We start from the raw sequence: 15,251 nt of genomic DNA on the forward strand, positions 1-15,251 counted from the left end.
TCCCAACGCCCTTACAGATGAGGTGAATCAGCGTGTCCCAGTGGCAGCAGCAGCCGAGCGACCGGCTCACCCTGGACCGGATCCGTCGCTGGAACCTGGCGGGCTGGATCCTGCTCGGCCTGCTGCCGACGGCCGTCGCCGTGGCCGACCGGTCCCCGGCCCGCAAGTTCTGGCTGCTCGGCCTGCTCGCCCTGATCGCGCTGTGCCACACCGTCACTCTCGCCCGCCCGCACAACCGGGTCCTGAACCGCCGCGCCTACCTCGGCCTCCTCGCCCTCGTCCTGGGCGCCAGCTCCTACCTCCTCGACGGCGGGGCCGCCTTCTACGTGGTGTCCCTGCCGCAGTTCTGGCTCTTCACCCGGGTGCCCCGCGAGGCGGTCGCGTTCAGCGGAGCCGCCGCCGCCCTCACCGTGTTCGGCGGCACGCTCGGCCAGGGCTGGAGCCCCCAGTTCCTCACCGGCAACGCGGTGTTCACCGTCATCGCCTACGCCGCCGGGGTCGGCCTGGGCCTGTGGATGCACCGCTTCATCGGCCAGAGCAACGAGCGGCAGGAGCAGCTGACCGCCGAACTCGCCCTCACCCAGGAGGAACTGGCCGCCGCCTACCAGCGCCAGGGCGCGGCCGAGGAACGCGAGCGGATGGCCCGGGAGATCCACGACACGCTCGCCCAGGGCTTCGCCTCCATCGTCGTGCTCGCCGAGGCCGCCCGCGCCGCCGTCGGCGCCGACCCCGAACGCTGCGCCCAGCAGCTGGCCTCCATCGAGCAGACCGCACGCGAGAACCTCACCGAGGCCCGGATCCTCGTCGGCTCCGTCCCGGCGAGCGGCGTCGCGCCCGGCTCGGTCGCCACCACCCTGCGCCGGACCCTGGACCGCTTCGTCCAGGACACCGGCCTCACCGTCACCGCCGAACTGCCCGACATCGACCTGGACCAGCGCACCCGCGTCGCCCTGCTGCGCTGCACCCAGGAATCCCTCGCCAACGTACGGAAACACTCCGGCGCCTCCACCGTCGGGGTCGTCCTCACCGCGGTCCCGGGCGGCGTCGAACTGGAGATCACCGACGACGGCAACGGGTTCGTCGTCGAGGAGTCCCGCGGTTTCGGTCTCGACGGCATGCGCCGGCGCCTCGCCGAACTCGACGGTGAACTCACCGTCACCAGCTCCCTCGGGGACGGCACCCGCATCCTCGCCACTCTTCCCACACAGAGCCACGAACACGGCTGAGGACCGGCCCCGGCTCCCGCCGGGCCGTCGTGGCCGACCGACCGCGAAGGACACCAGATGACCGACACCGACAACCACCGGATCCGTGTGGTCGTGGTGGACGACCACGCCGTGATGCGCGCCGGGGTGGTCGCCCTGCTGACCGGCGAGCCCACCATCGAGATCGTCGGCGAGGCGAGCGACGGCCGCGAGGGCGTCGACCTCGTCCAGCGGCTCGCCCCCGACGTGGCCCTCCTCGACCTGCGCATGCCGGTGCTCGACGGTGTGGCCGCCACCACCGAGATCGTCGCCCTGCCGGCGCCGACCCGGGTGCTGATCCTCACCACCTACGACACGGACGTCGAGATCGAACGGGCGGTGGAGGCCGGCGCCGTCGGTTACCTGCTCAAGGACACCACCCGCGAACAGCTCGCGGACGCCATCCGCTCGGCGGCACGCGGCGAGACGGTCCTCGCGCCCAAGGTCGCCGAACGCCTCGTGGCCAGAATGCGCCGCCCGGAACCGGTCGCTCTCACCGCGCGCGAACGCGATGTGCTGCTCGCGGTCGCCGACGGACTGTCCAACGCCGAGATCGGCCGCCGCCTGGTCATCGGCGAGGCCACGGTGAAGACCCATCTGCTGCGGGTCTTCGCGAAACTCGACGTCAGCGACCGTACGCGGGCCGTCGTCGTCGCCCTCGAACGGGGCCTGCTCGCACGGTCCTGAGAACCCGTGTCTTATACACGCATACCTGTGATGTGGGTACAACTCCTTACGTGATCCACATCTCTCTCGCTTATGCTCCGCACGGGTGGCGCTGCGTGAGAGGGGATGCGAACGTGATGTGCCGACACAGATCCTCGCCGGAGGCGACCGAGAGCGCCGGGCAGCCGGAGGCACTGCTCGTCAGGAGCGGCAACCTCCCCGCACCCCGACTGGGCCGGCTCGTTCTCCTCGCCGCGCTGTTGTGCTACTTCAGCATCACCCTGCTCAACATCCTCAGCTCGCACGCCTCGGTGGTCGAGGTCAGCATCGCGGTGCTGTGCCTGCTCGGCATCATGGGGCTCCAGTTGCTGCACTCCAGACCCGGTGCGCATCTGGAGCCGGTGCCCCGGAAATCCGTCACACTCAGCGTCCAGGCGCTGCTCACCTACCTGCCCTTACTCGTCTTCCGGACGCAGTGGGGCTCGATGGCGGGATTCCTCGCCGGCTCCCTGCTGCTCCTCCTGCCCCCGGGCCGGGCCTGGCTGATGTACGCGGTGGTGGGCGCCTCGATGCTCATGCCGCCGCTCCTCGCCGGCCTGCCCCTGGTCGAGACGTTCTACTACGTCCAGTCCACCCTGCTGACCGGCCTCGTGGTCTTCGGCCTCACCCGGCTGGCCGACCTGATCCGCGTCCTGCACGAGACCCGCGGCGAACTGACCCGCGTCGCGGTCACCCAGGAACGCCTCCGCTTCGCCCGCGATCTGCACGACCTGCTCGGCTACAGCCTCTCCGCGATCACGCTCAAGGGCGAGCTGATCCACCGCCTGCTGCCCACGCACCCGACCCGCGCCAAGGCCGAGGTCGAGGAGGTGCTCACCATGTCCCGGCAGTCCCTGGCCGACGTGCGCAGCGTGGCCAGCGGATACCGGGACATGTCCCTTCAGGACGAGATCAGTTCGGCCCAGTCCGTGCTCAGCGCCGCCGATGTGCGCGTCGACGCGCGGGTGCGCGTCGGCGAGCTGGAGCAGGAACTGGACACGGTGTTCGCGACCGTCCTGCGCGAGGCGGTCACCAACGTCCTGCGCCACAGCCGCGCCACCTACTGCGAGATCACCGCCGAACGCACCGCGGAGAGGGTACGGCTCACCATCGTCAACGACGGTGTGGACAGCGGCTATCGGGACTCCTCCCCGCACAGCGGCAGCGGCCTCGGCAACCTGCAGACCCGGCTGAGCGCCGTCGGCGGCACACTCACCGTGCACCAGGGCGACGACGGAACGTTCCGTCTTGCCGCCCGGGTCCCCGAACAGAGGAGATCCGGCACCGCGCTGACCGGCGACGCGGACGACGGACAGTCGGCTGCGTGAATCCCGACCAGTCTGTTGAACCGGTGTAGTTGATAGGGTGACGAGCATAGATCGCTTTGCCAAATGGGGGTGGCGTTGCGGTGATTCGGATACTGCTCGCAGAGGACATGAACATGGTCCGGGGGGCGCTCGTCGCGCTGCTGAGCCTGGAAAACGATTTCGAGGTCGTGAGCGAGCTGGAGCGCGGGGACGAGATCCTCGACGCCGCACTCAAGGTCAAACCCGACATCGCCGTGATCGACATCGATCTGCCCGGCCTGGACGGCCTGAGCGCCGCCACTCAGATCCGTGAACGACTGCCCGGCTGCAGGACGTTGATGCTCACCAGTCTCGGCCGCCCCGGCACCCTGCGCCGCGCCCTCGCCGCTGAGGTCGACGGGTACCTGCTCAAGGACGAGTCGCCGGCCGAATTGGCCCACGCCATCAGGCGCGTGGTCGCCGGCCACCGGGTCATCGACTCCAAACTCGCGCTGGCCGCGTGGAGCGGTACGGAGAGCCCGCTCACGGAGCGGGAGACCGAGGTGCTGCGCCTGGCCGCGGAAGGGTCGGAGGCCAAGGAGATCGCCACCGCGCTCCACCTGTCCACCGGGACCGTGCGCAACTACCTGACGACGGTGGTCGCGAAGCTGAACGCCCGCAACAGAGTGGACGCGATCCGCATCGCCCGCGACGCGGGCTGGCTGGTGTAGCGGGCCGGACCCCGCCGCCGTCACCCGCCGCGGTACGCGCCGTCGTGCTCGGCGTCGTCCACCGGAGCCGCCATTCCGGCCGCCGCGAGATAGCGGATGATGCCCTCAGTCATCTGCGGCGGCAGCGGCAGTGAGGCCGACGCCTTGTCCGGGGTGACGGGCCAGGCCAGCATCGCCACCACCAGCGCCGCCTCCGGCCGGTGCAGCACGACCATGTGGCGTCCGCCGACCGCTTCCAGCGACAGACCCGAGTCGAGCCTGGTGAGGACGACCTGGCGCGGCAGCTGCACGGGACGCTGACCCGGCAGCCAGACCAGCGCGAGCGGGGCGTCGTGCGCCACCGGGAACACCGAGAGGAGCGGACCCCGCAGATCGTCGGCGCTGAGTGTCCGCACCACCAGATGGGAGAGCCTGCTCAGCGCCGGCAGCATCACCGCGCACAGGTCGACGTGCTGCTCGACGGCGTTGGCGAGGGACACGGGACCCAGTTCCATCCGCCGCAGCGCCTCCTGTACCGCGGTGCCGGGCCGCTTCACATAGTCGACCCCCCAGCGGCTCTTCAGCACCACCTGGTCGTTCTCGTCGTCGTGTTCCACGATCACGTCCTCGGACAGTGACCACAGATGGACCGTGACGGCGGCAGCGCGCGTGTCTTGCATGACCTACCCTTTTCCTGTCAGGAGAGCCTGGCGGGCCTGGCGCGCCGGCTACAGCGAGGCCAGAGTGCGCAGCGGAGCGTCGAGATGCGGCTCACCGGCCAGCACCCGGCAGTGCAGCTCCTGGATCCGCCGTGACGGCTCGATCCCCAACTCCCGCACGGATGTCTCCCGCAGCCGGCGGAAGGCCTCCAGCGCCTGCGACGGACGACCGCTGCGGCAGAGGGCCACCATGAGCTGCGCGTGCAGGTTCTCCTGCAGCGGGTGCAGGGTGGTCAGCGCGGTCAGCTCGCTCACCAGACGGGCGTGGCGCCCCAGACGCAGCTCGGCGTCGATGCGCGACTCCAGGGCGGCGAGCCGCATCTCGTCCAGCCGAAGGGCCTCGGCACGCAGCGTCCCCGACGCCCGTACGTCACCCAGCGCCTGCCCTCGCCACATCGCGAGACCCTCGGACAGCAGGCGCACACCCCGGTCGTCCTGACCGTCGGCGATCGCCTGATGACCCTGCTGCACCAGACGCTCGAACTCCCGCGCGTCGACCCGCACCTGAGGCATCTGGAGCAGGTACCCGCTGTGACCGCGGAGAATGATCCGCTTGGGATCGATCCGGGGCGTGAGCCGGGAGGCCGCGGGGGCGATGCGCTGCCGCAGCTGCTTCACGTACGTCTGCACGGCCGCGGACGGGCCGGTCGGCGGGCACCCCTCCCACAGCCCCTCCGCGATCGAGGCCATGCTCACCTCACGCCCGGTGTCGATCGCGAGCAGCGCGAGGAGCCTGCGCTGCTTCGCCGCGGTGGGGACGATGGACGCACCGCCGATGCACGCCGTGAACGGTCCCAGGAGCCCGATGTCCAGATGCGCCATGCCAGTTCCCTTCTCTCCGGATGGCGTGAGCCTGGCACGGGGGGTCGGGCGGCCGACAGTGACGGCCCCACGAGAAGGGGATGAATGTGAAAGCCCGTACATATGAGAACTTCACGTCCGACCGAGCTGCCCCCCGCCGGTCACCCCCGGAAACGTAGGCTGGCCGGTATGAAGATCCTCGGTCTGTGCGGGAGTCTGCGAGCCGGGTCGCTCAACGCGGCCGTGCTGCGCTCGGCGGCCGAACTGACGCTGCCGCCGCGCCGCCTCACCGTCGACCCGGGCCTGGACCGCCTGCCCTTCTTCAACGCCGACGTCGAGCGGACCGCGCTCCCCGAGGCCGTGGCGGAGCTGCGGGCCGCGGTCGGCGCGGCGGACGGCCTGCTCATCGTCACCCCGGAGTACGCCCACGGCACCTCGGGCGTGCTGAAGAACGCCCTGGAGTGGCTGGTCGGCGGCGGCCAGATCGTCGCCAAGCCGGTGGCCCTGGCCAGCGCGTCCCCCGCGCTCACCGGCGGCGACCGGGCCCGGGCCTGGCTGGCGGAGACGCTCACCGTGATGGGTGCCCAGGTCCTCCCGCAGGACCTGGGCATCCCGCAGGCCGCCCGGAAGATCACCGACGGCCGGGTCACCGACGAGCCGGCCCGTCAGGCCCTGGCCGCCCTCCTGGACGGCCTCGCCCGCGCCGCCGTCGAGGCCCGCGAGGCCGACGACAGCCTCGCCGCCTGACGGCAGACGGCGCGGTCTGTCACCGGCAGGTCTCTACTGGCAGGCCTCGCAGGACTCGGAATTCTCCAGGGAGCAGGCGATCACGTCGGGGAGTACGTCGTCTTCAGCCCGGACTTCCAGACGTAGGCGTACATGGAGGAGAGCTTGCCGATGGTCGGGGTCTCCATGAACAGGTTCAGCGACTGGGCCTGGTCGAGGAAGGGGGTGCGGGCGGCGGCCATGTCGATCAGGCCGCGCTGGGGGATCTCCCAGGCCGTGCGGTACAGGGCGCGGACGTCTTCCGGGATCCACGGGAAGTCCTGGACCAGGTAGGAGTTGACCTGGAGGAACTCACCTGATAGGGTTTCGCGCTTGAACAGGTTGGAGACCTGCGGCTCGATGCATTCGTACACCCCCGCGATGGACGCGATGGTCGAGGTGGGGGCGATCGCCAGCACCAGGGCGTTCCGCATGCCGACCGCGGCGATACGTTCCCTCAGCGCCTCCCACCGCCCGGGCCAGGTCAGCTCGGCGTCGTAGTGGTTGGGGTGGAGGACTCCGCGGGCGGTGCGGGTCTGTTCCCAGGCGGGCAGAGGGCCGTTGCGCTCGGCGAGGTCGGCGGAGGCCTCGTAGGCGGCGAGCATGATGCGCTCGGCGATCCGGGTGGACAGCGTCTTGGCTCGGGGGAGTCGAAGGGCAGGCGCGGCTTGAAGAAGACGTCCTGCAGGCCCATCGCGCCCAGGCCGACCGGGCGCCACTTGGCGTTGGAGCGGCCCGCCTGCTCGGTGGGCCAGGCGCGACAAGGGTTCGGCGGGCTCTCCCGCGGTGCCCGTGCAGGGCACACCGACGGGGCGTGGCCGGTCGGCAGGCGGGCTGTGCGGCGCGGGACGGAAGCGGCGTCAGCGCAAAGATGGCCGAAACCTGACGCGCCCGCTCACTCCTCGAACAGCACCTCCTGCTCGCCCTCCTTCTGCCGCCGCAGCCGCCGGTTGCGCGTCCCCACCACCACGGCCGTCGCCGCCGCCGTCACGCCGAGGGCGGCCGGGACCATCCAGCCGCGGTCGAAGACGTGCCCGAGGGCGTGGTCGAGGGAGAGCCGGCCCGGGCCGGTGACGGCGAGTCCGGCCGCGGCCAGGCCCAGGGTCGCCGCGTGCTCGTAGCCGCCCTCCTGGGCGAAGAAGCCGTTGGGCGCGTGGACCGCCGACGCCCCCGCCATCGCACCGGCCGCCGCCGCGCCCGCCGCCGGGGTCGCGAGACCCAGCGCCAGCAGCGTGCCGCCGCCCGCCTCCGCCAGGCCCGCCGCCGTGGCGCTCGCCCTGCCCGGGAGGTAGCCGACGGACTCCATGAACTGGCCGGTGCCCTCCAGCCCGTGCCCGCCGAACCAGCCGAACAGCTTCTGCGCCCCGTGGGCCGCCAGCATCCCGCCGGTGCCCAGCCGGAGCAGCAGCAGGCCCAGATCACGTCGGTCGTAACAGGTCACGGTGACTCCCCGGCAGACAGGCGGACAGGTCCCTCCCGTGTTCCCACCCTCGCACCCGTGACCCCGTCCGGCCCGTCCTGGCTGCCGTTCGGGTGGCGGGACCGGGGGAGCGGTGTGAGCCTGACGCCATGACGATTCAGCCAGCCAAGCTCAGCGACCCGGCCGTCCGGGCCTTCGTCCACGCCGTCAACGCGCACGACCGCGAGGGCTTCATGTCGCTGCTCGCGCCCGGCGCGACCATGGCCGACGACGGCTCCGACCGGGACCTCGCCGAGTGGATCGACGAGGAGATCTTCACCTCCCACGGCCATATGGAGGTCGACAACGAGTCCGACGGCGGCCGCACCCTGCTGGCCCGCTACCGCAACGACACCTGGGGCGAGATGCGCACCCGGTGGAGTTTCACCGTCGAGGACGACGGACGGATCTCGCGGTTCGAGACCGGGCAGGCGTAAGAAGGCCCACGGGGGCTTGTGTTCGCGTGCGCTCCAACTCCTAGCGTCTGCGCCCATGACGACACGGACGCTGGGACGCAGCGGCATCGAGGTGAGCGCACTCGGGTTCGGGTGCTGGGCCATCGGGGGCGAGCACCGGACCGCCGACGGGCAGCCCGTCGGTTGGGGGAAGGTGGACGACGACGAGTCCGTACGGGCCGTCCGCCGGGCGCTCGACCTCGGCGTCACCTTCTTCGACACGGCCGATTCCTACGGCACCGGGCACAGCGAGGAGATCCTGGGCCGGGCCCTGGGCAAGCGGCGCGACGACGTGGTCCTCGCCACCAAGTGGGGCAACGTCTTCGACCCGGACACCCGCACCCTCACCGGCACCGACGACACCCCGGAGTACGCCCGGCGGGCCCTCACCGCCTCCCTGCGCCGCCTCGGCACCGACCGCATCGACCTGTACCAGCTGCACCTCTCCGACGCCGATCCGGCCCGCGCCGCCGAACTGCGCGACGTCTGCGAGGAGTTCGTCCGGGAGGGACTCGTACGCGCCTACGGCTGGAGCACCGACGATCCCGCGCGGGCCGCCGTCTTCGCCGAGGGCCCGCACACAACGGCCGTACAGCACGCCCTCAACGTCCTCCAGGACGCGCCCGGCATGGTGGAGCTGTGCGAGCGGCTGGAGCTGGCGAGCGTCAACCGCAGCCCGCTCGCCATGGGGCTGCTGGCGGGGCGGCGCGGCGGGCCGCTGGACGCCGGGGACATCCGCAGCCGCCCGCCCGCCTGGCTCCCCGGGTACGCGGACGACGGCTCCGGTGCCGATCCCCGGTGGCTGGCCCGGATCGACGCCGTCCGCTCCCTCCTCACCAGCGGCGGCCGGACCCTCGCCCAGGGCGCCCTCGCCTGGCTGTGGGCTCGCAGCCCGCGCGCCGTGCCGATCCCCGGCTTCCGGACCGTGGCCCAGGCCGAGGAGAACGCCGGGGCGATCGCGAAGGGGCCGCTCACCGCCGCCCAGGTGGCCGAGATCGACCGCCTGCTCGGCAGGTGAAGACCAGAGCGGCCTTCTTGCGGCGGCTCAGCTCGCGCTTGAGATAGATGCGAAACATCCCATGTCCCTCGAAAGGTTCTTGGCGCCCGCTGTGGGCGCGGGCACAAGCTAGGGAGGACCTTTGAGGGGCCCTGGGTAGGAGATGTGCAGGGGCTGAGAAAGCGGGGTGACTCATCGGATTCTCATAACGCGGCAAATTCCGGTCCGTCGCGGCCGTCCGGTCGCGAATCCCCTGCTCGAAGCGGTGTACGGTCCCCGGGTGCGCGAATGTTCCCGGCTCAGCCGGCGTGCCGTCCTCGGGCTGACGGCCGCCGCCCTTCCCCTGTCCACGGCCACCGAGGCCGCCGCCGCGACCCCGGTCGTCGGCGGCGAGCGCCTGGCCCGCACCGGCGTCCAGGTGCGCGGCGCCTTTGGACTGCCCAAGAAGCTCACCGCCCAGGCCTGGCTGGTCGCCGACTGCGAGAGCGGGGACGTGCTCGCCGCGTTCAACGCGCACCGGCGGCTCGCGCCCGCGTCCACGCTGAAGATGCTGTTCGTGGACACCGTGCTGAAGAAGTTCGCGCGCACCCAGCGGTACCGGGTCACCGACGCCGATCTCGCCGACGTCCCGGCCGGCTCCAGCCTCGTCGGCATCAAGCCCGGTATCACCTACACCGTCGAGCAGTTGTGGCAGGGCGTGTTCCTGCGCTCCGGCAACGACGCCGTGCACGTGCTGTCCCACATGAACGGCGGCATCGACAGGACCGTCGCCGAGATGCAGGCCAAGGCCGAGGACCTCCAGGCCCTGGACACCCATGTGGTCAGCCCCGACGGCTTCGACCACAAGGGGCAGCTCTCGTCGGCGTACGACCTCACGCTCTTCGCCCGCCACGGCCTGAAGGACGCCGACTTCCGCGGCTACTGCGGTACGAAGACCGCCGACTTCCCCGCGGGCGGCAAGAAGACGTTCCAGATCCAGAACACCGACCGCCTGCTGACCGGGGCATGGGGCCTGAAGACATACGACGGCCTGATCGGTGTCAAGAACGGCTACACCAGTCACGCCGGCAACACCTTCACCGGCGCCGCCACCCGTGGCGGGCGCACCCTGCTGGTCACCGTGATGCACCCCGACTCCGGCGGCAACGCCGTCTACGAGCACACCGCCGCACTGCTCGACTGGGGCTTCACCCACGGGAGTTCCGCCCAGCCCGTGGGCAGGCTGGTCGAACCGCTCAGCGAGGGCGGGGCGAGCGCGAGCCCGGCGCCCGCGCGGAAGACCGTACAGGCGGCGGCCGGCGCGCCCGGCCCGGCGTCCGGGGGCGGCTCGGCGTGGCAGATCGCGGAGGGCACCGCCGGGGCGCTGGCGGTCCTGGGACTGGGCGCCTGGACCCTGCGGCGGCGCAGGGCACGGACGGCGACGGCGCCGGAGGAGAACGGAACCGGACCGCGCGACGCCGTCTGACGTGGTGCGGCGGCCGTTCCAGCGGCCGGCGTGTACCCGCGGTCCGCCGCGAGGTCCACCCCCAACTCCGGCCCGGTGGAACGGCCGCCGCCTCCCCCCTCGGAGTGGCTGCGGAACTTCCGTGCGCCAACTGTGAAGCTCTCGTGGAGAAAAGTTGAGCACATGTCCACGACCGGCCGCAATGGCACGGACGTTCTAATTCCGTTTGTGGTGGGCGCGGAGCGCCGCTCAACCCCGCCCGATGTACGGCATCGTCGTCGCCAACACCGTCGCGAACTGCACGTTCGCCTCCAGCGGCAGCTCCGCCATGTGCCGCACCGTGCGCGCCACATCGGCCACGTCCATCACCGGTTCCGGGGCCACCTCCCCGTTCGCCTGGAGTGCTCCCGTCCGCATCCGGGCCGTCATGTCGGTCGCCGCGTTGCCGATGTCGATCTGCCCGACCGCGATCCGGTACGGCCGCCCGTCCAGGGACAGCGACTTGGTCAGACCGGTCAGCGCGTGCTTGGTCGCGGTGTAGGCGACCGAGTGCGGGCGGGGCGTGTGGGCCGAGATGGAGCCGTTGTTGATGATCCGGCCGCCCTGCGGGTCCTGCTCCTTCATCCGCCGGTAGGCCGCCTGGGCGCACAGGAACGCCCCGTTGAGGTTGGTGTCCACCACGTGCCGCCAGGCGTCGTACGGCAGTTCCTCCACCGGGACCCCGCCGGGCCCGAAGGTCCCCGCGTTGTTGAACAGCAGGTCCACCCGGCCGAACCGCTCCACGGCCGCCGTGAACAGCGCGTCGACGTCCCCGGGCCGGGACACGTCGGCCGGTACGGCGAGCGAGGCCGCCCCCGGCGCCAGTGCCGCCGTCTCCGCCAGCGGCTCGGCGCGCCGGCCGGCCAGCACCACGGACCAGCCGGCGCGCAGCAGCTCCACGGCGACGGCCCGCCCGATGCCCGAGCCGGCCCCGGTCACCACCGCGATCTTCGAGTGCGTGTCAGTCATGGCTCCGCAGCGTAGGCGGAGAGTCCGCCATGCGGAATCCAGTGTCCGCCATACGGTTAACCCGCGAGGGAGGCCACCTTGTCACCCGCCGCGGCGTCCCCGGGATACCGCACCCCGATCCGCTCCCGCACCGCGTCCAGCGTCCGCATCACCGCGAGCGTCCCCTCCAGCGGCACCAGCGGCGACTCCTTCTCGCCCGCCCGCAGCGCCCGCATGACCTCCGCCGCCTCGTGCCGCAGGCTGGTGCGCGGCCCGTCGGCCGGGTCGGCGGCGAACTCCTCGGGGTCACGGCCGTCCCGATGCAGTACAAACCGGTCGGGATGGAAGAAACCGGACGGAATGTCGATCCGGCCGCGTGAACCGGTGACCGACGCGGTGACCGCCGTACCCCCGACGATCGAGCAGTGCACCGAGGCCAGCGCACCGCTCTCCAAGGACAGCACCGCACCCGTCTGGAGGTCGACGCCCTCCGGCGACAGCACCGCGCTCGCGGCGATCCCGTCCGGCTCGCCCAGCAGCAGCTGCGCGAACGACACCGGGTACACGCCCAGGTCCAGCAGCGCCCCGCCGCCCAGCGCCGGATCCCGCAGCCGGTGCGCCGCAGGGAAGGGACCGGCCAGCCCGAAGTCGGCCTGCACCGTGCGCACATCACCGATCGCGCCGTCGTCCACCAGTGCCTTCAGCCGCCGGACCAGCGGATTGCAGTACATCCACATCGCCTCCATCAGGAAGCGGTCGTGCTCCCGCGCCAGCGCGACGAGTTCCTCCGCCTCGCGCAGGTTCAGCGTGAACGGCTTCTCGCACAGCACGTTCCGGCCCGCCTCCAGGCACAGCCCGGCCGCCGCCCGGTGCGCCGCGTGCGGAGTGGCGACGTACACGACGTCGACCTCCGGGTCCGCCGCGAGGGACTCCCAGTCGCCGTACGCCCGCTCCACCCCGAACCGCTCGGCGAACGCCTCCGCCGGCTCCCGGCGGCGCGAGGCCACCGCCACGATCTCCGCATCCGGCAGATCCACGAGATCCGCCGCGAACGCCGCCGCGATCCCGCCCGTCGCCAGGATCCCCCACCGCACGCTCTGCTCCGCCATCCCGCCCCGCCCTCGCTCACATGTGCCTCGGCAGTGTGTACGAGCTGAGAGCATAGGTGCCGGTCGTGTCTACGACACCGATGTCAGACAAGCAACAGCGGAGCAGCAGGGAGGGGCACATGCCGGACCACGCGGCGGCACCGACACCGGAACAGGACCACCAGCCCACCTCCACCTCCGCCCCCGCACCGGCCCGCGGACCGCGCCGCACCGGCCCCCTCGTCACCTTCCTCCTCGGCGGCCTCACCGCGACGACCCCGCTCGCGATGGACATGTACCTACCGTCCCTGCCGGAGGTCACCCGCTCCCTGCACGCCCCCGCCGTCACCGTCCAGCTCACCCTCACCGCCTGCATGGCCGGGCTCGCGCTCGGCCAGCTGGTCGTGGGCCCCATGAGCGACCGCTGGGGCCGGCGCCGCCCGCTGCTCACCGGGCTCGCCGTCTACCTCGCCGCCACCGCCCTGTGCGCCCTCGCGCCCACCGTCGAGACGCTGATCGCCTTCCGGCTGGTGCAGGGCCTCGCCGGCGCGGCCGGCGTGGTCATCGCCCGGGCCGTCGTACGCGACCTGTACGACGGGGTCGCCATGGCCCGCTTCTTCTCCACCCTGATGCTGATCTCCGGCGCCGCCCCCATCGTGGCCCCGCTCGTCGGCGGGCAGATCCTGCGGGTGACGGACTGGCGGGGCGTGTTCGTGGTGCTCACGGCGGTCGGCGCCGTGCTCACCGCCCTGGTCTGCGCGCGGCTGCCGGAGACCCTGCCGCCGGCCGAACGGCACCGCGGGGGAGTGGGCGAGGCCCTGCGCGCGATGCGCGGCCTCCTCGCCGACCGGCCCTTCACCGGCTACACGCTCGCCGGCGGCTTCGCCTTCGCCGCGCTGTTCGCCTACGTCAGCGCGTCCCCGTTCGTGATCCAGGAGATCTACGGCGCCTCACCGCAGACCTTCAGCCTGCTGTTCGGCCTCAACTCCGTCGGCCTGGTCGCCGCCGGACAGATCAACGGCAAGATGCTGGTCGGCCGGGTCAGCCTGGACAAGGTGCTCGCCACCGGACTGACCGTGATCGTGCTGGCCGCCACCGCCCTGCTGCTGATGGCCACGGGCGCCCTCGGCGACACCGGGCTCGTCCCCGTCGCCGCCGCCCTCTTCGTCCTGATGTCGGCGATGGGCATCACGCTCCCCAACGCCCAGTCCCTCGCCCTGCTGCGCACCAAGCACGCCGCCGGCTCCGCCTCCGCGCTGCTCGGCACCTCCTCCTTCCTCGTCGGCGCGGTCGCCTCCCCGCTCGTCGGCGTCGCCGGGGAGCACACCGCCGTACCCATGGCCGTCGTCCAGCTGGCCGGAGCACTGGTCGCGGTGGCCTGCTTCGTGACACTGTGCCGTCCCTGGACGACACGGGCCGCCACCCGTGCGGACACGGAGGGAGACGAGAGCTGAGCGCACCGAGACTGCGCACCGGCACACCGGAACGGGCCGGGCTCGACCCCGACGCCCTCGCCCGCCTGGTCGACGAGGTGCACACCCTCACCGCCGGCGAGCGCCCCTGGGCGGCCGGAGCCGTCGTGCTGGCCGGCCGCGGACCCGTGATCGCCGTCGCCGAGGCGTCCGGCTGGGCGGTGCGCTACTCCTCCTACGACCCCGGGTCCGACGCCGGTGTCGAGCTGCCGCCCGCCGCCCGCGTCCCGGCCACCGTCGACACCCGCTTCGACCTGGCCTCGCTCACCAAGCTGTTCACGTCCGTCGCCGCCGTGCAGCAGATCGAGCGCGGCACCCTCGGCATGGACGCCCGGGTCGGCGACTACCTGCCCGACTTCCACGCCGCCGCCGCGTACCGCGTCACGGTACGGCAGCTGCTCACCCACACCTCCGGCCTGCGCCCCGACCTCCCCCTGTACGACTGCCCGGACGACGCCGGCCGCCTCCGCCTGCTGCGCGCCGAGGCCCCGTCCGCCGAGCCGGGCCACCACCGGTACTCGGACCTCAACATGCTGCTGCTCCAGCACGTCCTGGAGCGCGTCACCGGCCGTACCCTCGACGTCCTCGTCCGGGACGGCATCACCCGGCCGCTCGGCATGACCGCCACCGCGTTCGGGCCCTGCCCCGGCGCCGCGGCCACCGAGGACCAGCGGCGGCCCTGGGCCAAGGCCGACCGGGGGATGCTGCGGGGCGTGGTCCACGACGAGAACGCCTGGGCGCTCGGCGGGATCGCCGGCCACGCCGGACTGTTCTCCACCGCGCCCGACCTCGCCGTCTTCTGCCGCGCGCTGCTCGCGGGCGGCTCCTACGGTCCCGCGCGCATCCTCGGCCCCGACTTCGTGGAGCTGCTGTTCACCCCGCCCGGGCTGGGCTTCGCCCTGGACCAGCCGTGGTTCATGGGCGAACTCGCCGGCCACGGCGCGGCGGGCCACACCGGCTTCACCGGCACGTCCCTGGTCCTGGACCCGGCGACCGACACCTTCCTCGTCCTGCTGGCCAACACGGTCCACCCCCGCCGCCGCCCACCGGACAGCAGCCCACGGGCGAGGCTGGCCACATACCTGGCAAGAGCGGTGATCTGACCCCCGCCTGCGCCGA

Annotated in this window: 15 protein-coding genes and 1 pseudogene; 10 read left to right on the forward strand and 6 right to left on the reverse strand. The window is 72.2% G+C overall.

The features are described from left to right. Positions 1-32 precede the first annotated feature (32 nt). The 4 genes from ACZ4U1_RS31700 to ACZ4U1_RS31715 all read left to right on the forward strand — a co-directional run bounded on the left by ACZ4U1_RS31700 (position 33) and on the right by ACZ4U1_RS31715 (position 3,966). Positions 33-1,226, forward strand: a complete 1,194-nt coding sequence (locus tag ACZ4U1_RS31700) for a sensor histidine kinase (RefSeq protein WP_467907600.1) — start codon at positions 33-35, stop codon at positions 1,224-1,226. Between the two features lie 57 nt (positions 1,227-1,283). Beyond that, positions 1,284-1,931, forward strand: coding sequence for a response regulator (locus tag ACZ4U1_RS31705; RefSeq protein WP_467907601.1), 648 nt, complete (start codon positions 1,284-1,286; stop codon positions 1,929-1,931). 116 nt (positions 1,932-2,047) lie between these two features. Then, the gene (locus ACZ4U1_RS31710; RefSeq protein ID WP_467907602.1) at positions 2,048-3,277 is read left to right on the forward strand and encodes a sensor histidine kinase; all 1,230 of its coding nucleotides are present in this window, start codon (positions 2,048-2,050) and stop codon (positions 3,275-3,277) included. Positions 3,278-3,357: 80 nt separating this feature from the next. Beyond that, on the forward strand, positions 3,358-3,966 hold the full coding sequence (locus tag ACZ4U1_RS31715) for a response regulator transcription factor (protein WP_467907603.1): 609 nt from the start codon (positions 3,358-3,360) through the stop codon (positions 3,964-3,966). 20 nt (positions 3,967-3,986) lie between these two features. On the opposite strand, the gene ACZ4U1_RS31720 is transcribed toward ACZ4U1_RS31715, so the two are convergent. Both ACZ4U1_RS31720 and ACZ4U1_RS31725 read right to left on the reverse strand, forming a co-directional pair. Beyond that, complete coding sequence (locus tag ACZ4U1_RS31720) at positions 3,987-4,625, reverse strand: NADH oxidase (RefSeq protein ID WP_467907604.1); 639 nt, start codon at positions 4,623-4,625, stop codon at positions 3,987-3,989. Between the two features lie 48 nt (positions 4,626-4,673). Then, on the reverse strand, positions 4,674-5,486 hold the full coding sequence (locus tag ACZ4U1_RS31725) for an AfsR/SARP family transcriptional regulator (RefSeq protein WP_467907605.1): 813 nt from the start codon (positions 5,484-5,486) through the stop codon (positions 4,674-4,676). 168 nt (positions 5,487-5,654) lie between these two features. On the opposite strand from ACZ4U1_RS31725, the gene ACZ4U1_RS31730 reads away from it, so the two are divergent. Next, positions 5,655-6,212 (forward strand): NADPH-dependent FMN reductase, encoded by a 558-nt coding sequence (locus ACZ4U1_RS31730; RefSeq protein ID WP_467907606.1) that lies wholly within the window; start codon positions 5,655-5,657, stop codon positions 6,210-6,212. 33 nt (positions 6,213-6,245) lie between these two features. Here the strand turns inward: ACZ4U1_RS31730 and ACZ4U1_RS31735 are convergent. Together ACZ4U1_RS31735 and ACZ4U1_RS31740 are read right to left on the reverse strand one after the other, a co-directional pair. Continuing rightward, positions 6,246-6,984 (reverse strand): annotated as a pseudogene (locus tag ACZ4U1_RS31735) (ribonucleoside-diphosphate reductase subunit alpha); the annotation flags it as partial. Positions 6,985-7,125: 141 nt separating this feature from the next. After that, a complete protein-coding gene (locus ACZ4U1_RS31740; RefSeq protein WP_467907607.1) occupies positions 7,126-7,671 on the reverse strand; it encodes a DoxX family membrane protein in 546 nt (181 codons plus the stop codon). A 128-nt stretch (positions 7,672-7,799) separates the two neighbouring features. Between ACZ4U1_RS31740 and ACZ4U1_RS31745 the strand changes: the two genes are divergently transcribed. The 3 genes from ACZ4U1_RS31745 to ACZ4U1_RS31755 all read left to right on the forward strand — a co-directional run bounded on the left by ACZ4U1_RS31745 (position 7,800) and on the right by ACZ4U1_RS31755 (position 10,606). Further along, on the forward strand, positions 7,800-8,126 hold the full coding sequence (locus ACZ4U1_RS31745; RefSeq protein WP_467907608.1) for a nuclear transport factor 2 family protein: 327 nt from the start codon (positions 7,800-7,802) through the stop codon (positions 8,124-8,126). Positions 8,127-8,181: 55 nt separating this feature from the next. Continuing rightward, positions 8,182-9,162: an aldo/keto reductase gene (locus ACZ4U1_RS31750; RefSeq protein WP_467907609.1), complete on the forward strand. Its 981-nt coding sequence runs from the start codon at positions 8,182-8,184 to the stop codon at positions 9,160-9,162. Positions 9,163-9,421: 259 nt separating this feature from the next. Continuing rightward, positions 9,422-10,606 carry a D-alanyl-D-alanine carboxypeptidase family protein gene (locus ACZ4U1_RS31755; protein ID WP_467907610.1) on the forward strand — a complete coding sequence of 395 codons (1,185 nt, stop codon included), beginning with the start codon at positions 9,422-9,424 and terminating at the stop codon, positions 10,604-10,606. Between the two features lie 228 nt (positions 10,607-10,834). Here ACZ4U1_RS31755 and ACZ4U1_RS31760 read toward each other — a convergent pair whose 3' ends face one another. Next, the gene (locus tag ACZ4U1_RS31760; protein WP_467907611.1) at positions 10,835-11,593 is read right to left on the reverse strand and encodes an SDR family oxidoreductase; all 759 of its coding nucleotides are present in this window, start codon (positions 11,591-11,593) and stop codon (positions 10,835-10,837) included. 56 nt (positions 11,594-11,649) lie between these two features. Further along, entirely contained in the window at positions 11,650-12,681 is a 1,032-nt protein-coding gene (locus tag ACZ4U1_RS31765) for a Gfo/Idh/MocA family protein (RefSeq protein ID WP_467907612.1), read from the reverse strand. Between the two features lie 119 nt (positions 12,682-12,800). On the opposite strand from ACZ4U1_RS31765, the gene ACZ4U1_RS31770 reads away from it, so the two are divergent. Continuing rightward, positions 12,801-14,114 (forward strand): multidrug effflux MFS transporter, encoded by a 1,314-nt coding sequence (locus ACZ4U1_RS31770; protein ID WP_467907613.1) that lies wholly within the window; start codon positions 12,801-12,803, stop codon positions 14,112-14,114. Beyond that, positions 14,054-15,235: a serine hydrolase domain-containing protein gene (locus tag ACZ4U1_RS31775; RefSeq protein ID WP_467907614.1), complete on the forward strand. Its 1,182-nt coding sequence runs from the start codon at positions 14,054-14,056 to the stop codon at positions 15,233-15,235. Before ACZ4U1_RS31770 ends, ACZ4U1_RS31775 begins: the two co-directional genes overlap by 61 nt. Positions 15,236-15,251: the final 16 nt, after the last annotated feature.

The organism is Streptomyces sp. NPDC028928 (genome assembly GCF_055564915.1).